This is a genomic window from Vibrio sp. K4, from assembly GCF_051122595.1.
Classification (GTDB): domain Bacteria; phylum Pseudomonadota; class Gammaproteobacteria; order Enterobacterales; family Vibrionaceae; genus Vibrio; species Vibrio owensii.
Genome location: NZ_CP178578.1, coordinates 728,222 through 746,342, shown reverse-complemented (window position 1 = coordinate 746,342; position 18,121 = coordinate 728,222). Strand labels below are relative to the sequence as shown.

The window sequence follows — 18,121 nt, the reverse complement described above, 5'->3', positions numbered from 1 at the left end:
CAACTTTGAGAAAGGTTAAATTTTGTTCATGACGTTTTTTATTCGACAACTCTCATCTGATGTAAAAACTGTCTTAGTGATCACATTAAGCCTTTTAACATCGATAAATTTTCCGTAATAGATGTGCAACTCTTTCTACATGGGATCAATACCACCGGCTTTTAAGTGACCAGAATCACAAATACAGGGCGTAGTTGGTGGCATTTGCAGCAACCCTTGAGAATTAGGAAGTGGATCAAAGTAACAACCGATTCTGTTGTCGTAACATCGCAAACGACTCACCAGCCTGTACACTTTTTACACAAACTAGAATTTAGTGGTGTGAGTCAGTTTCTAGTTTCGCTAGCTCAAAAAATTTAAGGACAGAATTAATAATGTGGATTCCATCTAAACTTACTCGCCCTGGCCGCTTGCATAATGCGATCGTCCGTCCGCGAGTGTTGGACTTACTACAACAAGCGCCTTACTACAAATTGGTATTGTTCCGCTCGCCTGCTGGTTACGGAAAAACCACCATGGCAGCACAATGGTTGTCAGATAAACCCAACGTAGGTTGGTACAGCATTGATGACAGTGATAACGACGGTTTTCGCTTCGTTAACTATTTGCTGCAAGCTTTAAACAAAGCCACCAACTACAACTGCTCTAACGCTCAGAAATTGGCTGAGAAACGTCAGTTCTCTTCTTTACGCTCTTTATTCAGCGAAGTTTTCGCTGAGATGGCGGATTTTCAGCACGAGTGTTACGTCGTATTAGATGATTATCACCTGATCACCAACGACGAAATCCATGAATCGATGCGCTTCTTCTTAAAGCACATGCCAGACAACCTAACTGTTGTTGTCACAAGCCGTGCAGCTCCGCCGCTGGGGACGGCGAACCTGCGTGTACGTGATTTGATGATCGAAATTGGCAATGAAATGTTGGCATTCGATACTGAAGAAACCACGCGCTTCTTCAATCAACGCATTGCCGACGGCATCGATGAAGACATGGCAAACAACCTACGCACCTATGTGGAAGGTTGGCCATCAGCGCTGCAGCTTATTGCGCTGCAAGCTCAGCATCAAAACCGCACATTGGCGCAAACCGTAGAATCTGTTTCTCAATTCAATCACGCTCACCTTTGGGATTACTTGGTCGAGGAAGTTTTTGATCTCTTAGATAAAGAGACACGTCACTTCTTAATGCAGGTGTCGGTACTGGACCATTTCAACGATGAGTTAGTGTTTGCACTGACCCAGCGTGAAGACGCTCTTGGCATGATTGAATCACTCAACCGCTACGGCTTGTTCATCTACCCACTGGAAGGTGAGCAAAACTGGTTCCGTTTCCACAACTTGTTTGGCGAGTTCTTGTCGCATGAGCGTCAAGCGCGTATTCCTCAACAAGAAAAAGACCTTCACCGCAATGCCGCGGTTGCTTGGCTAAAGCAGAAAGCACCACATCAGGCGATCCACCACGCTCAAAAATCTAACGACACTGATTTGATCGTTGAAATTTTGAATGAGTTCGGTTGGAAGATGTTCAACCAAGGCGAGTTAACAACGCTAGAGTCTGCCATCAACCAACTTGATAAAGATCTGCTGTTCAGCCATCCGAAATTATCGATGCTACGAGCTTGGTTAGCGCAGAGCCAACACCGCTATAACCAAGTTGGTAAGCTACTAGCAGAAGCAGAAGAAGAGCATAAAAAGCGTAATATCGAACTCGATACGGGCTACCAAGGTCAAGCCAATGCCCTACTCGCTCAGGTCGCGATCAACAGCAACCAACCAGAGCACGCATTGGAACTTGCCGAGCTTGCGCTTAGCCAACTTGACCCAACCGTATACCGCAGCCGTATCGTGGCGACATCGGTCGTTGGTGAAGTTAACCACGTATTAGGTAAGCTCGACCGCGCATTGCCAATGATGCAACAAACCGAAAAGCTGGCTCGCCAGTATCAGGTTTACCACCAAGCCTTATGGGCAATCCTGCAGCAAAGCGAAATCATGATTGCGCAAGGTTACGTTCAAGCAGCATTTGAACTGCAAGATTCAGGCTTCCGCCTGATCGAAGACCAGCAGCTTCAGCACGTACCTCTTCATGAATTCTTGCTGCGTATTCGCGCTCAAGTTTTGTGGTGCTGGAACCGTTTGGATGAAGCAGAAGAATGCGCGTACAAAGGTTTGCAGATTCTGGAGAACCACTCGCCAAGCAAGCACTTACATAGCTACTCAATGTTGGCTCGTATTGCGATTGGTCGTGGTGAACTGGACAAAGCAGGCAAATTTATTGAGCACATCCAGCACTTGATGAAGCAATCGACTTACCACGTTGATTGGACAGCCAATGCCTCACTTTCTCTGATCTTGTTCTGGCAAGCTCGTGGGAACACAGAAGCGATTCAAGAATGGTTGAATACCGCCGTTCGTCCTGAATCAGCATGTAACCACTTCCAGCAACTGCAGTGGCGTAACATTGCTCGTGCTCATATCAACCTTGGTCAGTACGATGAAGCACGCCAAGCTTTGGACTTCCTACAAAGCGAAGCGCGACGTACGAACCTAGTGACAGACACAAACCGAAACTTAGTCGTAGAAGCGGTATTTGCTGCGCGTCAGAAAGATGAAGAGCAAGCCAAAGCATTACTAAAAGAAGCACTAGTGATGACTAACCAAACCGGTATGGTTGGCAACTTCCTTATCGATGGTGCAACCATTGGCGGCTTGTTAGAGAAGCTAAGCCTTCGTCACGAACTGGGGGATTTGGAACGTCACCGTGCTCAGCAGTTAATGAAAGACATTTCATCTAACCAGCGTAGCCGTTCTATTCACTTCGATGAGGACTTTATCGAGAAACTAGTCAATCACCCAAATGTGCCTGAGCTAGTTCGTACTAGCCCACTGACTCAACGTGAATGGCAAGTTCTTGGTCTGATCTACTCTGGCTTTAGTAACGAGCAAATCGCACAAGAGCTGGATGTGGCAGGCACAACGATTAAGACTCACATTCGTAACTTGTACCAGAAGCTCAACATTGCCAATCGTAAGGAAGCAATCGTGACAGCAGAGAACTTGTTGCAGCTGATGGGTTACTGATCAGGCTAAATAAATTAGTGCTAAATACTAGGGTTGACGTTATGCGTCAGCCCTTTTTTATTGCTAATTAAGCGTTGAAAAGTGCAAATTGCAAAGCACGTAGGAAACGTTGTACATATATACCCAAGTAACCTCGAGATGCTAGGTTCAGCGAGAATGACTTGGTTTGTAGACGCGGCGGCGATTTAAAGGTCTAGTGGGTCTAAATCAAGAATCGGCAACAAAGTATACAAGCCAAGTCCCTTACTATTTGTAAAGAGTGCCCTTCGGGAGCGTGTCATTGACTCGCTTTTTTATTAAACCAATGGTTGCATCAAACAACTTGGAAAGAGCTAGTGTTTTCCTTGCTCCCGAATCAATGACAACGCTCTGAATCCTGCATCTTGAAGTCACTTGGGTATATTACAGGCAAAAAAATAGCCAACCGCAATTAAGGCGATTGGCTTATGTATGATGTGAACAATGTGTATTCACTAACAACGTCAGTTGGCTAGGTGACCCTCGGCTTAAGAAGGGTCGAAAAGAATTATGCATTAATCATGCCAATTTGAAAAGCATTATTTTTGGGCACAAGATCTCATATCAAATCTTGTTGCAGCCTTGATTTTTGCATTATGCAAAGCCAGAATGCAAAACGCAGTTGCAAGACGCAATCTAGTCACATAAGTGATAAATAAATCATCAATTAGCCAGATTCACGAGATTTATTGTTTAATTAGGTTAATTTAGACAGTGTTGAGCGATTTATATTTCACTTTATTCACCCCAACAAATCTCGTTTATCGCCCTGTTTTTATTTGTAGGAAATCACTAAAGCTCTTCTGTTTCTCTGATAAGCAATCATTTCGATATCTTCCGAAACACTATTTCATACTTTTTTGACATCAATGTTTGTATACTCACTGCCATCAACATGACTTAGTACTTGAGAAATGAACTATCTAATCACCTACTTTAAAGGAATGGCCATGGGTGCAGCCGATGTTGTCCCTGGCGTATCAGGCGGCACCATTGCATTCATTACCGGCATTTACGACACGCTGCTAGAAAGCATTCGACGTATTAACCCATCACTTTTCTCGATTTGGAAAAAAGATGGCTTCAAAGCCGCATTTAACCATATTAACGGTTTCTTCCTGATTTCACTGTTTGCGGGCATTTTCACTAGCATCGCAACATTGGCAAAACTGATCAGTTGGCTATTAGAAACTCACCCGATTCCAATTTGGTCTTTCTTCTTCGGCCTGATTTTGGTGTCGGTCTACCACATCATTCGCCAAGTAGAGAAACGCGATGCGATTCGCTTTGTTGCTCTCTTGATTGGTATTGGCTTTGCCTACAGCATCACGGTACTCAAACCACTTCACATGGAGCCAACTGCAATCAACACCATTCTTGCAGGTGCGATTGCGATTTGTGCAATGATTCTACCGGGCATCTCAGGCAGCTTTATTTTGCTGTTGATCGGTATGTACGCTCCTGTGCTAGGCGCAGTGAAAGGGTTCCAAATTGATATCCTTGCCTTGTTCCTTGTTGGCTGTGTGGCTGGTCTATTGTCTTTCTCTCACCTGTTATCTTGGTTACTGCGCAAGTTCCGCGATTTAACGTTGATGTTCCTAACAGGCTTGATGATCGGTACGCTACCAAAGATCTGGCCTTGGAAGGAAACGCTGACATGGCGTACGAACTCAAAAGGCGAGCAAGTGCCATTGCTAGAGCAAAACCTGTCACCGTTTGAGTTTGAGCACATCACGTCTCAGCCATCGCAACTGGTGTTAGCTGTGATCATGATGCTAGCAGCTATTGCTCTGGTACTTGGTTTAGAAAAGTTTGCGGATTCAAACAAGTAAATCAAAACCACCATTTCATCATTTAAGAAGCGGAGCCATTGGCTCCGCTTTTTTTATTTACGCCTTACAAACGATAAGTTTCAAGATAGTGCACAATTTGTTGAAGTTACGAGTTTTCGTACATCCCATCTGTGCTAGGATGCAGACAATGTTAAGTGATAAATACTGAATCTTAATGAAAGTGTTACAAATCGCAGGGATAGCCGTTGCACTGGTTGCTGGCTTTTACGCGCCTACCCTGATCAAAAACTTCTCTTCAGCGCCCGAGCCTAAGTCGCTCGATGAATACTGTTTCCTCTCTACTGAACCTTGCATCCAACATGATGTTGCGATGACGCTTAGCGTCGATACTGCTCAACCTCTGATCCCAGCTCAGCTCGAAGTCGAATGGCAAGACAGCGAAGCCGATCAGCTTGTATTAAGTTTGGTTGGTCGAGAAATGGAAATGGGCGAGCCAAAATTCATGCTGAAGAAAGTGGCGCCGGGTAAATTCGTGGGCGATGTGACATTGCCCGTTTGTACACAAGATTCGATGACGTGGGTTGGTGAGCTTTCCGACGGTAAAGACACCATCTACCCAGCCCTCAAAATGCAAAGATAAGGAATTGATATGAGCCGTAATTGGTCTCTCTTTCTCGTGGTTGCTTTTGTCCTCGGCTTTGGTACCAAAACGTATCTAGATGGACAAAAAGACGTAGAGAAAAAACAGCAAGTCACGACCGAACAAAGCGTGTTGTTCGGCGAAGGTAATAAACCTGTCGATATCTTCGATACCAGTGATGATCGCATTCGCATTGTTTACTTTGGCTTTACGCGTTGCCCAGACGTGTGTCCGACCTCATTAGCCATGCTAGCAGGCGCACTCAACCAAATCGACGATGCGCAAAAAGCACAGTTGCGCCCGATGTTCATCTCGCTTGATCCAGAACGTGACGAAGCAGATGCATCCGCCAAATATGCGCACTACTTCCACCCGATGATTGAAGGTCTATCAGCGCCACTTGATGTGACTACCCCACTTGCTCACAAGTACGGTGTTATTTTCCGTAAAACAGAGCTAGAAGGCTCAGAGCTGAAATACACACTCGACCACAGCTCTTACTTTTACTTCTTGAAGCCTGACGGCACACTCATCACTAAAGTGCCACATACCTTAACGCCTGCGCCAATTGTCGAGGCGATAACCAAACTGACTGCAGAAGGAAAAACCAATGAAAGCTAAGCATGCAATCAAAACGTTAGCCCTCTCCGCCCTACTTCTAAGCCCTTTGGCACAAGCAAACCTCAATGTCATGCCACACGAGCCGTATGCACGAGCCATGGCGCCTGGTGCTGTGACAAGCGCTGTGTTTGTGACCTTTGCTAACCGAAGCCAAGAGGACATCAATATCGTTGCAGCAGAAACCCCTGCGGCAGGTAAAGTTGAGCTGCACGATGTGATTAAAGAAGGCGATGTGATGAAGATGCGTCAAGTAGACCACATCACACTAACTGCAAAAGAGACTACCGAGCTAAAACCGGGCAGCCTGCATATCATGCTATTCGACCTTAAAAAGCCGCTTAATGAAGGCGACGAAATCGAAGTGACAGTGACTTACGACAACGGCCAAAAGCAAAGCTTTACCGCACCGGTCAAAAAAGTCATGGCAGGAATGAAAAAGCACGAACATCATCACTAGTGCTTCTTCACTTCATCGATTCAAAGCTCCTCCAACGTGAGGAGCTTTTTTATTCCTCTCTCCTTTCTCTAAGCAGTATTCGCCAAACTATCAATGCATGATTTTGTGTCCTAAATCAGAGCGAAGCAACCGCAGCTGAGATATAAACAAGGCTTTGCTGCCAAACGAGTTTCTCGCGATGTTAAAAGCCCTTTCTCGCGTCTTCAAAATGCTGACGCACGTGAATCCAAATCTGGAACAAGATGTCGACACCATCATTGACGCTATCGGTGGCATGGATAATTTGGTGGAAACCGGAGCTTGCGCGACAAGGCTACGCCTCACACTAAAAGACACTGCAATCGTGAATCAAAAAGCATTGAAAGCACACGGAGCACATGGCGTGGTGATCATCGATGAGCGACATATCCAAATCATCTACGGCGTAAAAGCCAATACCTATTCACAAGAGATGGAAGAACGTCGAATAAAGCATTTATACCCAAGTGACTTCAAAATGTAGGGTTCAGAGCGTTGTCATTGAAGTGAGTTCAAGAAAAACAACGCCGTGTAATAGCCAGCTATTTCCAAGTTGTTTGACATAGAAATCGCTTTAATGACACGCTCCCGAAGGGCGAGTTGACTTGGCTTGTATACTTTGTTGCCGATTCTTGATTTAGACCCACTAGACCTTCAAATCGTCGCCTCGTCTACAAACCAAGTCATTCTCGCTGAACCAATCATCTTGAGGTTACTTGGGTATATCACTCTAAAAAAACGCAAAGGAGTTGTAAGAGTCGAATCACAGCCGCTATACTCCGGCCGTTAACTCACCAACTAAGAGGAAATATGATGTTAAATATAGGACTAACTGTAACATATGATATATAGTGATTAATACCTAACTCATAACGATCACATATTGAAGGTGCACATTATATGATTTCAGTTAGTTCCACATCAGAATTTAAGATCAAGGGTTTGGTATATCCTAACTTCCCTCTGTTGCTTTGGTCTCACACAAATGAAGATATTGGTACTGAGTCAGGCGCTCTCTTTTGTGAAGGTCATCAGTTCTTAGAATTTTTGTTAATTAAAAGTGGAAGAATTAATAGTAGAGAGTCATGGAAGACCTATGCGGCACACCTAGTAAGTTTCTTCACCTTCATTGAGGATAATGGGCTGGATTGGACTGATATTGCCGATGATGGCATTACTGAAATGATTCTAGCTGTCTACCGTGATGCCTGCCTTGATGACGGGATGAAGGCTAACTCTGTAAATCAACACCTCCGAACCATTGTGCGCTTCTATCAATTTGCGGTTGGTCAAGGTTGGGTGTCAGAACTTCCTTACTCACTGGTTAGTATTAAAACAAGCAAAAACAAGAATCACTTTCTTGCACACACCAAGAATGATTCTGGCGAAGTTCAAAGCCCTGACATCATGCTAAACACGCCTAAAAAGCTTCCAAAATTCCTGTCAAAAGAAGAAGTGCAGGAACTTTTAAGTGCCATCAAAAACCCAGTAGTCAAACTCATGACAAGGCTCTGTCTACAGACAGGAATTCGAAAGAAAGAGTTACTCCTGTTTCCATTGAACCTGATGCGTAAACCAGTAGAAGGTAGAGCCATCTACAGGGTTGAAATTAACCGAACCAAGGGTGAAAAAGAGCGTGTCATACACATTCCTCACCGCCTTATGAAAGACCTGTGGAATTACACTCAAACCACTCGCCACGAGCAAGTGATGTCACACGGTACAGATAAAAAAGGCAACCCTGTATTCCAGAGTGATTTGTTATTCCTCAACACAAATGACAATAAAGAATGGGCGCTAGGCTCTGGCTTCAATAAGGCTCTGAATGATTTAGGGTTAGATTTTAAGGTAAACCCTCACAAATTGCGTCATTCCTACGCATGTCACACGCTAAAGGGTTTGCAAGAGCGTAAGCAAGGCAAATTTGAACCGCTGATGTATCTACAGAGAAGGCTTGGGCATTCAAGCATCACTACCACTATGATATACCTCGAAATCGTGAATGACTTGATGGACGATTTGGCGCTGGAATATCAAGACCAAATCAATGAAATTTCTGTTCAAGAGTTATGCGCATAATAAACATGTCGTAAGCCAATATAGTTTGACCACAAGTGGGCACACCGAAGGTGAAGTGTTGATAAACTCGAATTTGGACAATTATCATTTTCGGAAAATCGAATATTAGCAATTTATGAATAACTCTATGTATAGGAAACCACTCCCGAATTCATTATTACGGTTGATTTAAAACACCGAGCCCTCATATTCTTAAAATCCACCCACAACGCTACCTTGGCTATGCAAATCAAACGAGACTTTGACTACTACCACAACCTTCACAACCTCATTACCCACGCCCTGCTTCATTTGCTGTGTCAGGTATCCGCATCTTCCCGTTTTGTTCCAGTAACATCACGCAATGACATACTGATAAAGTACCTTAAGCCAAAGCTCAACGATAAGTCGTTATCGAATATCAAAAAAGACATCAAACTAATGCTCAGCGTGGCAAGAAAAAAAGGTGGGAACCTAGAAATGAAACTGCATCAACTTAATTCACAGTCGAAGCATGCAAAACTCGTCGGTGCTGAAAAGCTTTATAACCTACTCGTACACCTTTATGACGTAGAGGGTATCGAATCAAGACTGTTTGAGGAGGGTAGTGAGGCGGAGCCTGGGATTCTTTATATGCTAGAGGAACAAGTCGAACACGGTTTTGACCAAGAACACAATCAAGTCACCCCACTATCGATGCTTATCCAACTAGAGCGTGCACCAGAGCTTATCAATTCGATTAATGCTCACGGCCTATTTCTTGCCGAAATGAAAGAGTGGAACAGCGAGATACATCAAGCCCACATCTTAGTACACCCTGCTTAAAAAACTGGCTACCGCTCATTTAAACCTCCAATCATTCATCCCACATGAGCTGGCTTCACCAGCTAGCTCATGTGGGACAAAAATGAGTTTTGGGGAATAGAATGTTGGGAATCCGTGGATAACTAAAAATATTGTCAACGCCAGTTTAAAATTGACCCACTTATCGACGTTATCGCCGAAGTAAAACTGACCCACCCACGTAATTAACTTCTGTTTTCTGATTGATTTTCTAGAACCGTAGGTATGGTTCCAGCCGCCTTCTTTCCTCGTAGTCGGTAGCTTTCTCCGCTGATTTGTACGATGTGCGAGTGATGAAGAAGCCTATCCAGTAATGCCGCCGTTAGTGTCGTATCGTCAGCGAACGCATTTGACCATTGAGAGAACGGCAAGTTACTGGTTACGATAATGCTACCTTGCTCGTATGCGTATTTTCATCCAAGCAGATCACCCAATAACATCCATCGAGATCGCTTAATACCATTCATGGAGATCACCAATTACCATCGATGAAGATCACTTTTCAGTGTCGATGTTATTACCTGATCTCCATCGATGTTATTTTCTCCCGCCTCATAGATGTGTGAAATCCTATCCTAAATATCGTTATTTCGATTTTTTAGGAACAGTATGCCTACACCATCTATCACTATGAGAAAACTTAAAGAAATCCTGCGCTTAAAATACGGTGCAAAACTTAGCCATCGACAAATAGCTCGAAGCTTGTCGATCTCTGCATCCGTTGTCTCTCGGTATGCTAACAGAGCCTCACAACTTGGTATTTCCCAATGGCCTCTGCCAGAAGGCTGGGACGATGCCACGCTGAACCGAGAGTTCCTCAAAACAACAGTGACCCCTAAAAAGTATGCGTCACCAGATTGGGCAGATGTTCATAAGCAGCTTCGCTCTAAAACGATGACACTTCTGCTTTTATGGGAAGAATACGCCGAACGTAATAGCGATGGTCACTACAGCTACAATCACTACTGCCGCTTATACAAGGCTTGGAGCAAAACCATGTCGCCTTCGATGCGTTGGGTTCATAAGGCTGGCGAAAGGCTATTTATCGATTACTGTGGCCCGACTATGGACGTTGTCGATCCTGATAGCGGAGAAGTAAGAACGGCTCAAATCTTCGTGGCAACGATGGGAGCTTCAAGTTACACCTATGCCGAAGCCACTTGGTCGCAAGGGCTTGAAGACTGGGTCATGAGTCATGTTCGATGCTTTGACTACCTGGAAGGTACCCCCGAAATCGTGGTTCCTGATAACTTAAAAAGCAGTACAACAAGAGCATGTCGGTATGACCCCGATATTAATCCTACTTACCAACAAATGTTGGCACATTATGGTGTCGCAGTGATGCCAGCAAGGCCAAGAAAACCTAAGGATAAAGCAAAGGTAGAAACTGCCGTCCAAGTCGTAGAGAGGTGGATAATGGCTAAGCTCCGTCATGAAACCTTCTTCAGCCTGAGTTCACTCAACTACCGTATTAAGGAGCTCTTGGTCGAACTCAATCAAAGACCGATGCAGAAGCTAAAGAGCTCTCGATACGAACTCTTCACCCAGCTCGATAAACCTGAGCTTAACGCGCTCCCACAACAAGCGTATCAATACACCTACGTAAAAAAGGTGCGCGTTCATATGGACTATCATGTAGAGCTCGAAGGGCATTACTACTCAGTACCATATCGCTTACTGCGAGAGCAGTTAGAAGCGCATATAAGCGGTGAACTGGTCACGCTTTACCATAACGGTCAACTTGTCTCTAGCCACCCAAGAAAACGGCAGTTCGGTTACAGTACATTAGAAAAGCACATGCCAGAAAATCACCGTCAGTACGCACAATGGACACCGGAACGCTTCTTAAAATGGGGGGCAGTAAGTGGTGATTCGACAGTAAAACTGATGAACCATATCCTCGATAGTAAAGATCATCCGACCCAAGCGTATCGTTATCTTATGGGGTTAATGCAACTACATAAACCTTACGGTTATCACCGGCTGAATGACGCGTGCAAACGAGCGTTAGCGACCGGTGTCTATCGACTCAAAGGAATTAAATCAATCTTAGAGAAAGGACTCGACCAGAGGCCTCTCCCTCAACCTACTTCAGATCATCTAGCGGATCTAGAACACTGCAACGTACGAGGCAGTGAGTATTATCACTAAGCACAGGAAATCGATATGCAAGCCATACATAACCAACTGACCCAACTGAAGCTCTCGGGCGTGAAAAGCGCTCTAGAGCATCAGAATGAACTCCCTAGTACTTACCAAGAAATGAGCTTCGAAGAACGGCTTAGCTTACTGTTGGATGAAGAACTGACACAGAGAGAGAATAAAAGGATCGCGCGCCTGCTTAAGCAGGCGCACTTCAGGCTTCATGCTGAGTTAGAAGAACTGGATTACCGCTCAGGAAGAGGGCTAGAGAAATCCGTGATACGAAACTTGGCAAGTGGTCAATGGTTAAGCAGGAAACAAAATATCCTTCTTACAGGAGCGACAGGATGTGGAAAAACTTACTTAGCTTGTGCTCTAGGTCGGCATCTCTGCCGACAAGGCCATAGCGTTTACTACTTCCGACTAAAGAACCTCTTAGAAGAGTGTTATCAAAGTCATGCTGATGGTAGTTATCCCAAGCTTCTCGGAAAGCTTGCAAAGAGCGCGCTCCTCATCATCGATGACTGGGGGCTAGAGCCACTTGCTGCCGATCAGCGGAGTGACTTACTGGAGATCATAGATCAGCACTATCAAAAAGGTTCAATCTTGCTCATCAGCCAGCTCCCAATAGAGGAATGGCATAGGATGATCGGAGATGCTACTCACGCAGATGCGATCTTAGACCGTCTCGTTCACGGAAGCATCAAAGTGAACTTAGCGGGAGAATCAATGAGAAAAGTCTGTAGTCAGTTGACGGAAGGAGATCAGTAAATGTAAGTTAAAAGAGGGTCCTATGACGCCGGAGAAAACTGATCTCCATCGATGTTATTACCCGATCTCCTTCATGTTAATACGCACTCGTATCGTTTAGCGATGACATTGAAGAACAAGTTCGCTTCTTCTCTGCCGAACGGTAGATACCCGATCTCATCGACGATAAGGAGCTTTGGCGCAAGCACGCTTCTCCTCAAGTAACTTTCAAGTTTGCCCTGAACTTTCGCCGTAGATAGTTGAAGCATTAAGTCTGCTGCTGTGATGAACCGTGTTTTTAAGCCTTTTTGTACGGCTATTTGGCCAAGGCTCACGGCAAGGTGGCTTTTACCAACACCACTTGGGCCAAGTAGTACGACGTTTTCTTTTCGCTCGACGAACGCCAACCCTGTTAGTTCCTTGAGCTGCTTCCGTGGGGCACCCGTTGCGAACTTGAAGTCATAGTCATCGAACGTTTTCTCCATAGGGAAGCTGGCGAACTTAGTCAGCGTTGCTCTTGTGCGTTCAGCTCTCGCTTCAAGCTCAGCGTTTAGAAGTGATTCTAAGTAATCGGCTAGGCTCAACTCACGAGTGCTAGCGACTTCTGCCAACCTCGGCCATTCCTGAGCCATTGCTTGTAACTTCAGCGTTGCGCAGGCAGCTTCGATGCGATTCATTTGAAGGTTCATACTCGCACCTCCAACAACGCGTCATATATTGATAGAGGATGTTGGAGGCTCTCAACTGGCATGACATTATCACCCATTGTTAGCGATGCTATCGGGCGTGTCGGCAACGGAAGAGGTTGAAGTGTAAAACGTTCTTTCTCTAGAAGAACTTGAGGCTTTTTGCCTGTTGTGCCGTGCATTCTCTGGTGAGCGACGGTTTCTAACCACGCGCCGATATGACCGTTAAGGACATCGGCTGTGATTTTCAGACCGTGTTGTTTAAGTGTCGCAGCAAGCGGAGTGACGAAGCTACTTTTCAAGTAAGAGTTAAATCGCTCCACTTTCCCTTTGGTTTTTGCGCGATAAGGGCGGCAAGCTCTTGGCTTAAAGTTGTATTTCTTGGCGGCGGTGAGCAGCGCGGGGTTCCAGCGGTGCTCACCTTCACCGTATGCATCACGCTCTATCATGATGGCTTTCGCATTATCAAATAAAACCTCTTTAGGGACTCCGCCGAAGTATTCAAACGCTTCTTCAAGACCGTCTATCCAGTCTTCTTGACGCTCTCGTTCACTAAAGCGAACGAACGTCGCTCTGCTATAGCCAAGAGTGGCTACGAAGGCTTTCACACGTACGCCGTAATGAGTGATGGTCGTGAAATCGACTTGCATCTGCTCACCTGGCAATGTTTCGAACCGAACCACAGGGTCGATAGGCGCACTGGGTTTGTACTGTTTGATGTGCTCTTTGAGCATCGTTATACCGCCTTCGTAACCGAGAGATTTTAGCTCACGTAGTAAGACGGTTGCGGGTATCCAATAAGGCTTTGCGGCTTCAATGCGAGTGCGCAAGTAGTCGTGGTAAGGCTGTAGTTTGGTTGGTCGAGATTGCCGTTCTCGATACACAGGCTCTTTACTTCTGTCTCGAAGATAAGTGCGAACGGTATTTCTAGAGATACCTAAATCTCGCGCGATGCGGCGGATGCTTTGCCCTTGCTGATGTAAAACGTGTATTTCCACTAGTTGCTCCTGATTGATCATAATCCGCCGCTTTGTCCATTTTACGAACGGATAGTTTGCCTCAGGTGGGTCAATTTTAAATCGGCGTTAGTGGGTCATTTTTACATCGGCGCTGACAATATGGAAAAGCTTTTGCTTTTGCAGTGTTATACCGAAGTCAATCACCTGCGTATTTTCATCCTAGCAGAGCAACCAATAACCAGAACTCCTTTATGTTAATACGCAATCACCTAACTTCTGCCTAAGAATAACATAGAGACAAACTTAGAAAGCAATCACAAAACACCAATATGCACTTAGGTTTATATCATGCGTGATTGTACACTATCCAAGCCTCATTACTTCTACTAGATTGACGACGAGGGAAAATGAATGAAATCCCCCCAATTACATAGGATGTGTATAATGCTTGCTAAAAAAAGCTTGTTCTCTAGTCTGGCTGTTGCGATGTTGATACCGTCACTCGTCCATTCATCAGACAATGTGCTATTGTTAGATAAATCATTTGCAACAACTCACAATAGTTATTCCGGTAGTCTAAAAGGCTATGGTAACAGCGGTTCCATTATTCAACAGTTAGACAATGGAGTTTATGGCCTTGAGTTCGATATTTACCCCAAGTACGATATGGGGGGAGTTGGACACGACGGCGTTGGAGACGAAGTTTACCACCAATACAATGCTAATCCCTTTTCGTATGATCTGCGAATCTGGTTTAACCTGATTAACGACTGGTCCAACTTACATCCATTGCACCCTCCTTTGTTCATTACGGTCGATTTTAAAAATAGCGATGGCTGGACTGAGCCAGGTTTATCTGATTTTCTCGATGGGGTGAAAAGCGTGTTTGGTAACAAGCTTGTTACCCCAAATCATGTCCCTGCTGTCTCAGAGATGACCATTACTGACGCTAAAGGCAAAGTCTTTATTATTTCGAACCATGCTAAATTTTATGACGACGGAAATCGTGGTTTATACGATAAAAGCAACGATGTCCAATTTTTATATGGTAACCATCGAGAGTTCGCTAACTTCAAAGGCAGTGACACCTCGGCAACATCGAAGGTAAAAGACAATAAATCCAAGCGTTTTTCACGGGTGTATAAATGGGATAAGTACGGACACCGATTTTACGACGATAATATTCAGGTAACGTTTCCCGCTAGCGACTACCCATTCTACAGTCAGTATCAAAAATTGCTTCAGCGCGAGCATCAAAATGTCTGGCGCGAACAAGATTTTGCGACCTTCACTATCAAACACAGTAGCAATTATGATCAAGGGCGTGAGCCAGCTGTATCGATCAACTCTCGAGTTGGCGGTAATCGTGTCGTAGAAGTCCACCGCTCACAAAATAATGACGGTTTATGGTACCGGTTGGGCACACTGGATAAAGCTGAAGACGGCATTAACTGGAAAGGGCATGGGCGATACTCTTCGGGGGTTAGACCGAATGTATCCCTTAACGATAATGGTATGATTGTGGCTGTACATAAATCGCAAAACAATAACGCTATTTGGTTGGTGGTGGGTGAGGTCATCAATGATGACATACGATGGGAAAGTCCTCAAAAATCACCTTTTCAAGGATACTATCCAGACGTAGCTTTAACTGATGATGGTCAAATTGTTGTGGTGTTCAGTGATACCGATTACGACAATATATATTATGCTGTTGGTACTTTGACAAGTGATAGAACGATCGATTTCCCTGATGTCCATCACTCGGTGGTGAATGATGAAGGCAGTTCATTGAGCCGCCCCCAAGTCGATGTCAATGACTCCCACCAACTTATCGTCAGTTGGGAACAAAGCAAGTCGGGAGAAAGGGAGGGGTGGACTCGTATCGGTCATTTAGACGCAAATAAATTAGATATTGAATTCAATGTTGATTCTTCCGTAGAACGTGCCAGTATATCAAACCGCGTTCGACTGGCCACTACCTATCCGTTTATTTACGACACTGCCCACTTCCCTTCTGTCGCGCTATCACAAAACGGCAATACTGTCACCACACATCGTTCACCGAGTGGTGATAATTTGTGGTATCGCGTAGGGAAACGAGGGCGATCGACGCAAATTCAGGACATAAGTGTCAATTACACCAAGGGGCGAGAAGCGAAAATCGACATGAACGATGAGGGTTATACTGTTGAAGTACATCAATCTCAAAATAACAACGGCCTATGGCTATCTATAGGGGAGCTTCAGGAGTAGAAACGGCTGTGCTGCCCACCTTATCATGGGAGGGCAGCGCTAACGAACAATGCTTTCGTCCAATGACAATGGAACTAGTGGTACGTTCTGCTCGATTGTTGCCGATTACAGGCATCAAGATAAGTTTTGGACAAGAATGAGTTAGTGAGTTTCTTAACTTAGTAGACTTCGGATTATTTCTAGTACGGTAACGTTCCAAGCACCGAAATTAATATCTGGATATTGGGTTGTTTTGTTTCATTAGTAACAGAATTTAATAGCTCACTCGTAGAGTGAGCTATAGTTATTTTCTAGCCTGCCTCAGTAATTCGGCTGCGCGCCTGCGCAGTATTAAACTGAGTATTGCTTGCGAATGGCTTTTTTAACAGGGCAACGCTGGTTACGACCATTAAGACTAACCAAACCATCGCTTAAGAGCTTACTAGTCAGTTTTTCTTGGCGATCCTTTGCTTCTTCCCAATCATTGAAATCTTCTACACGAGACTTCCACTGCTCAGATTCCGTTATATTTGCTAATTGGGTCATGAGGTGATTACGGTTTGCATAAGACTTCCAACTTGAGTGCGTTGCTGGCTGGGACGCACTGCGACAAGTAATATGAAAAACCGTCTCATCAAATACATTTTCTACTACCTGAATGTCCAACTGAACCATAGTATCTACCTCCTTGTGGTTTGTTAACGGTGGCTATTAGAAAGCTTTCATGGTTCGTCTGTCAAGCCTGTAACTAATTGTTGTAAAAAATGGATATTTACAGGACGTTCAAATGTATGCTTTGACGCTAACAAAATTCAGTCAAGTTAGAGATAACTGTACAGAGGACTCTACCGCGCCTGACTTGAAAATGGACATTTATTGCTTAGTGTAAACACCAATTTCCTGAGAGTTTTTTGCTCAAACCAATATAAGCCCCACTCATAAAGATGACTACTTATTCACTTTGCAGATGGCTCAATTATTCTGAATGACTAATAGCGCACTTTTAATAATCCACATCTTCAATCGTTATATGCTGGGCACCAAGCAATGATCCATAGCTCAAGGTTTCACCACAATGAGGACACTCAAACTCTTCATTGGCCTCGATACATTCATCTTCGCTCGAGTTTGACTTTAGAAGTGGCCTTAGTAAGGTTAGTGGATGGTATACAGAAGAAGTGGTGCTGGTAATTAAGAAGATGCTTGACGGTTGGTTGTGGCTACTCTAGTCTCGCTTTCCTTCTTGGCGCCTTTTTTAAATCCGCCCAAGACTTTCGATGAGGCACCTTGAGGAAGAACAGAGGACGTTTTGTTCTCTTTGGCGGCTTTTGTACCATTCTAATGCAGCGATTGGCAGGATTTGCAAAAGCCGCTTCTTGCTAATAGGTAGTATTCATCGTTTAAGGCTTTGTTTATATATCTTTCGCAATGTAGAACGATTCATTCCAAGCATTCGTGCGGCCTGTGCCTGATTGCCTCGGGTATGCAGCAAGAGCACTTCGACAATAGTGCACTTCACTTCTGGTAGTAATTGGCTGAGATCGGGCGCTGCATGCTTTTTATCTGCAATACCTGTCAATTCAAGCTCTTGTTTCACACATTGAACCACCTCATCCCGCGTTATCAAGGTCGTCATACTTTTTCCTCTTACTTTTTTCTTCTTTGAACGATGTATAGCAATGTGCGATTAAGAACCCTTGTTGAGTTTTGTAAGGCAAACCAGAATTACCAATGTTGATCCTTTTTCGCCAGACTACAAGTGTCTCTAATGAGCTCGCAGCGTTCATTTTTCGCTGTATTTTTTCGAAGTATCCGTCA

14 protein-coding genes and 2 pseudogenes are annotated in these 18,121 nt (G+C 44.5%); 11 read left to right on the top strand and 5 right to left on the bottom strand.

The genetic code is table 11. The features are described from left to right. Positions 1 to 374 precede the first annotated feature (374 nt). The 8 genes from malT to ACLIIY_RS20800 all read left to right on the top strand — a co-directional run bounded on the left by malT (position 375) and on the right by ACLIIY_RS20800 (position 9,513). On the top strand, positions 375 to 3,083 hold the full coding sequence (gene malT / locus ACLIIY_RS20835) for an HTH-type transcriptional regulator MalT (RefSeq protein WP_009706506.1): 2,709 nt from the start codon (positions 375 to 377) through the stop codon (positions 3,081 to 3,083). 932 nt (positions 3,084 to 4,015) lie between these two features. After that, positions 4,016 to 4,933 (top strand): DUF368 domain-containing protein, encoded by a 918-nt coding sequence (locus ACLIIY_RS20830; RefSeq protein ID WP_005437870.1) that lies wholly within the window; start codon positions 4,016 to 4,018, stop codon positions 4,931 to 4,933. 175 nt (positions 4,934 to 5,108) lie between these two features. Next, positions 5,109 to 5,534 carry a hypothetical protein gene (locus ACLIIY_RS20825; protein ID WP_005437869.1) on the top strand — a complete coding sequence of 142 codons (426 nt, stop codon included), beginning with the start codon at positions 5,109 to 5,111 and terminating at the stop codon, positions 5,532 to 5,534. 9 nt (positions 5,535 to 5,543) lie between these two features. Continuing rightward, positions 5,544 to 6,155, top strand: coding sequence for an SCO family protein (locus ACLIIY_RS20820; protein ID WP_434529291.1), 612 nt, complete (start codon positions 5,544 to 5,546; stop codon positions 6,153 to 6,155). Next, positions 6,145 to 6,612: a copper chaperone PCu(A)C gene (locus tag ACLIIY_RS20815; protein WP_122071549.1), complete on the top strand. Its 468-nt coding sequence runs from the start codon at positions 6,145 to 6,147 to the stop codon at positions 6,610 to 6,612. Before ACLIIY_RS20820 ends, ACLIIY_RS20815 begins: the two co-directional genes overlap by 11 nt. Before the next feature lie 178 nt (positions 6,613 to 6,790). Then, positions 6,791 to 7,114 carry a glucose PTS transporter subunit EIIB gene (locus ACLIIY_RS20810; protein ID WP_039988027.1) on the top strand — a complete coding sequence of 108 codons (324 nt, stop codon included), beginning with the start codon at positions 6,791 to 6,793 and terminating at the stop codon, positions 7,112 to 7,114. Positions 7,115 to 7,530: 416 nt separating this feature from the next. Continuing rightward, positions 7,531 to 8,709, top strand: a complete 1,179-nt coding sequence (locus ACLIIY_RS20805) for a tyrosine-type recombinase/integrase (protein WP_045410222.1) — start codon at positions 7,531 to 7,533, stop codon at positions 8,707 to 8,709. A 222-nt stretch (positions 8,710 to 8,931) separates the two neighbouring features. Then, positions 8,932 to 9,513 carry a DUF2913 family protein gene (locus ACLIIY_RS20800; protein WP_050910054.1) on the top strand — a complete coding sequence of 194 codons (582 nt, stop codon included), beginning with the start codon at positions 8,932 to 8,934 and terminating at the stop codon, positions 9,511 to 9,513. Between the two features lie 203 nt (positions 9,514 to 9,716). On the opposite strand, the pseudogene ACLIIY_RS20795 reads toward ACLIIY_RS20800, so the two are convergent. After that, positions 9,717 to 9,935, bottom strand: a pseudogene (locus ACLIIY_RS20795) (ATP-binding protein); the annotation flags it as partial. 205 nt (positions 9,936 to 10,140) lie between these two features. Between ACLIIY_RS20795 and istA (ACLIIY_RS20790) the strand changes: the two are divergent. Next, positions 10,141 to 11,682: an IS21 family transposase gene (gene istA, locus ACLIIY_RS20790; protein WP_434529290.1), complete on the top strand. Its 1,542-nt coding sequence runs from the start codon at positions 10,141 to 10,143 to the stop codon at positions 11,680 to 11,682. Between the two features lie 15 nt (positions 11,683 to 11,697). Beyond that, entirely contained in the window at positions 11,698 to 12,444 is a 747-nt protein-coding gene (istB, locus tag ACLIIY_RS20785; protein ID WP_408739888.1) for an IS21-like element helper ATPase IstB, read from the top strand. A gap of 86 nt (positions 12,445 to 12,530) precedes the next feature. Here istB (ACLIIY_RS20785) and istB (ACLIIY_RS20780) read toward each other — a convergent pair. Next, positions 12,531 to 13,112: pseudogene (gene istB / locus ACLIIY_RS20780) on the bottom strand (IS21-like element helper ATPase IstB); the annotation flags it as partial. Continuing rightward, on the bottom strand, positions 13,109 to 14,128 hold the full coding sequence (istA, locus tag ACLIIY_RS20775) for an IS21 family transposase (RefSeq protein WP_434529289.1): 1,020 nt from the start codon (positions 14,126 to 14,128) through the stop codon (positions 13,109 to 13,111). The pseudogene istB (ACLIIY_RS20780) and the gene istA (ACLIIY_RS20775), both read right to left, overlap by 4 nt. 384 nt (positions 14,129 to 14,512) lie before the next feature. Here istA (ACLIIY_RS20775) and ACLIIY_RS20770 point away from each other — a divergent pair, with 384 nt between their 5' ends. Then, complete coding sequence (locus tag ACLIIY_RS20770; protein WP_050910053.1) at positions 14,513 to 16,324, top strand: hypothetical protein; 1,812 nt, start codon at positions 14,513 to 14,515, stop codon at positions 16,322 to 16,324. A gap of 330 nt (positions 16,325 to 16,654) precedes the next feature. Here ACLIIY_RS20770 and ACLIIY_RS20765 read toward each other — a convergent pair whose 3' ends face one another. Continuing rightward, positions 16,655 to 16,978 carry a hypothetical protein gene (locus tag ACLIIY_RS20765; protein ID WP_122071552.1) on the bottom strand — a complete coding sequence of 108 codons (324 nt, stop codon included), beginning with the start codon at positions 16,976 to 16,978 and terminating at the stop codon, positions 16,655 to 16,657. Positions 16,979 to 17,696: 718 nt separating this feature from the next. Further along, positions 17,697 to 17,939 carry a helix-turn-helix domain-containing protein gene (locus tag ACLIIY_RS20760; RefSeq protein ID WP_086369808.1) on the bottom strand — a complete coding sequence of 81 codons (243 nt, stop codon included), beginning with the start codon at positions 17,937 to 17,939 and terminating at the stop codon, positions 17,697 to 17,699. Between the last annotated feature and the right edge of the window lie 182 nt (positions 17,940 to 18,121).

Coding starts and splice junctions, on each gene's coding strand:
- ACLIIY_RS20825 (WP_005437869.1), top strand. CDS start 5,109: ATGAAAGTGTTACAAATCGCAGGGATAGCCGTTGCACTGGTTGCTGGC.
- ACLIIY_RS20810 (WP_039988027.1), top strand. CDS start 6,791: ATGTTAAAAGCCCTTTCTCGCGTCTTCAAAATGCTGACGCACGTGAAT.
- ACLIIY_RS20820 (WP_434529291.1), top strand. CDS start 5,544: ATGAGCCGTAATTGGTCTCTCTTTCTCGTGGTTGCTTTTGTCCTCGGC.
- ACLIIY_RS20800 (WP_050910054.1), top strand. CDS start 8,932: ATGCAAATCAAACGAGACTTTGACTACTACCACAACCTTCACAACCTC.
- malT (WP_009706506.1), top strand. CDS start 375: ATGTGGATTCCATCTAAACTTACTCGCCCTGGCCGCTTGCATAATGCG.
- istA (WP_434529289.1), bottom strand. CDS start 14,128: ATGATCAATCAGGAGCAACTAGTGGAAATACACGTTTTACATCAGCAA.
- istB (WP_408739888.1), top strand. CDS start 11,698: ATGCAAGCCATACATAACCAACTGACCCAACTGAAGCTCTCGGGCGTG.
- ACLIIY_RS20830 (WP_005437870.1), top strand. CDS start 4,016: ATGAACTATCTAATCACCTACTTTAAAGGAATGGCCATGGGTGCAGCC.
- istA (WP_434529290.1), top strand. CDS start 10,141: ATGCCTACACCATCTATCACTATGAGAAAACTTAAAGAAATCCTGCGC.
- ACLIIY_RS20815 (WP_122071549.1), top strand. CDS start 6,145: ATGAAAGCTAAGCATGCAATCAAAACGTTAGCCCTCTCCGCCCTACTT.
- ACLIIY_RS20765 (WP_122071552.1), bottom strand. CDS start 16,978: ATGGTTCAGTTGGACATTCAGGTAGTAGAAAATGTATTTGATGAGACG.
- ACLIIY_RS20760 (WP_086369808.1), bottom strand. CDS start 17,939: ATGACGACCTTGATAACGCGGGATGAGGTGGTTCAATGTGTGAAACAA.
- ACLIIY_RS20805 (WP_045410222.1), top strand. CDS start 7,531: ATGATTTCAGTTAGTTCCACATCAGAATTTAAGATCAAGGGTTTGGTA.
- ACLIIY_RS20770 (WP_050910053.1), top strand. CDS start 14,513: ATGCTTGCTAAAAAAAGCTTGTTCTCTAGTCTGGCTGTTGCGATGTTG.